Source organism: Frankia sp. CcWB3, from assembly GCF_977927595.1.
Genome location: NZ_CDWRCK010000005.1, coordinates 38,139 through 39,941 on the forward strand (window position 1 = coordinate 38,139; position 1,803 = coordinate 39,941).

Consider the following 1,803-nt stretch of genomic DNA (forward strand, 5'->3'; position numbering starts at 1 on the left):
CCTGTGGAGGGTTCGAAACGCGCAAGTTATTTCATTTCGACTCCTTTGTGTCCGTTTCGTCCCTCTGGATAGGCAAGGAGCCTGGATAGGTAAGGAAACGGCCAGCCACCACGGGGAGCGTGGCACCGGCGATGAGGGCTGCCCGCTCGGCCGGGCGGGCCGGCCGGGGCTGGCCGCGTTCGAGGAGGTGGATGACGTCGGGGTCGGCCGCCTCGGGGGCGTTGACGAACGAGGCGAACCGGCGCAGTGCGACCGGATCGGCCAGCGTCGTCTTCCACTCGTCCTGATAGGTCGCGACGTGGTGGGCCATGGCCGTGTCGAGTTCGGCGCAGATGCCCAGCGAGTCGTCGACGATGACCTCGCGGACATGTCCGAGGCCGCCGTCGAGGCTCTCCACCCACGGCGCGGTGCGCTGGAGGCGATCGGCGGTGCGCACATAGAACATCAGAAACCGGTCGATGTAGCGGACGAGCGTCTCGGTGTCGAGGTCGGAGGCGAACAGCTCCGCGTGCCGGGGCCGGTGACCGCCGTTGCCGCCCAGGTACAGGTTCCAGCCCTGCTCGGTGGCGATCACCCCGACGTCCTTGGACCGCGCCTCCGCGCATTCCTGGGCACAGCCGGAGACCGCCATTTTGATCTTGTGGGGAGATCGCAGGCCGCGGTAGCGTAGCTCCAGGTCGACGGCCAGCGTGGTGGAGTCCTGTACGCCGTAGCGGCACCAGGTCTCCCCGACGCAGGACTTCACCGTCCGCAACGCCTTGCCGTAGGCGTGTCCGGACTCGAGTCCGGCGTCGGTCAGCCGCTTCCAGATCTTCGGCAGCTGCTCGGCCCTGGCGCCGAAGAGGTCGATGCGCTGCCCACCGGTAATCTTCGTATAGAGGTTGAAGTCCCGGGCCACCTCGCCAATCAGGATGAGCGTCTCGGGCGTGACCTCGCCGCCGGGCAGCCGGGGGACGACCGAGTACGTGCCGTCCTTCTGCATGTTCGCGAGCATGTGGTCGTTGGTGTCCTGCAGGGCGGCCTGCTCGCCGGCCAGGACGTACCCGTTGTAAAGGGAGGCGAGAATCGAGGCCACCACCGGCCGGCAAACCTCGCAGCCCCGGCCCCGACCGTGCTCGGCGATCAGCTGCGAGAACGTCGTGATCCCCCGCACCCGGACGATCTCGAACAGTTCAGCCCGGCTGACGTCGAAGTGCTCGCACAGCGCCTTCGATACCTCGATGCCCGCGGCGGCGAGCTGCTGGCCGAGGATCGTCCTGAGCATCGGCACGCAGCTGCCACAGCTCGTGCCCGCGTTGGTACACCCCTTGATCCCGGCGACGTCGGTAAGGCCGTTCTCGCTGATCGCGGCGCAGATCTGGCCGTGGGTGACGTTGTTGCACGAGCAGATCTGCGCCCCGGCGGGGAGCGCCACCCCGGCCCCGGAGCCGCCGGCCCCTGCCCCGTCGCCGTCGCCGTCGCCGGCCGGCAGGATGAGCCGCGCGGGATCGTCCGGCACGACCCCGGCGGAGCCGACCATGGCCCGCAACATGCCGTACTCCCCGGCGTCGCCGACGAGGATGCCACCGAGGACGCTACGCGCGTCGTCGGAGAGCACCAGCTTCTTGTAGACCTTGGCCACCGGGTCGGCGAACGTGATAGGCAGCGCACCGGGAGTCGTCCCGAAGGCGTCCCCGAAGCTCGCGACGTCGACGCCGAGCAACTTGAGCTTGGTCGACATGTCGGCACCGGTGAAGGTCGCGCCGCCGCCGAGCAGACGGTCCGCGACGACCTCGGCCATCGCGTATCCGGGTGCTACCAGCC

General features: G+C 68.8%; 1 protein-coding gene. It reads right to left on the reverse strand.

Annotated features, from left to right (window positions below):
- Positions 1–31: 31 nt before the first annotated feature.
- Positions 32–1,803 (reverse strand): nitrite reductase large subunit NirB (gene nirB, locus ACY5KJ_RS01135; RefSeq protein ID WP_462202546.1); only part of this gene is annotated, 1,772 nt, incomplete at its 5' end.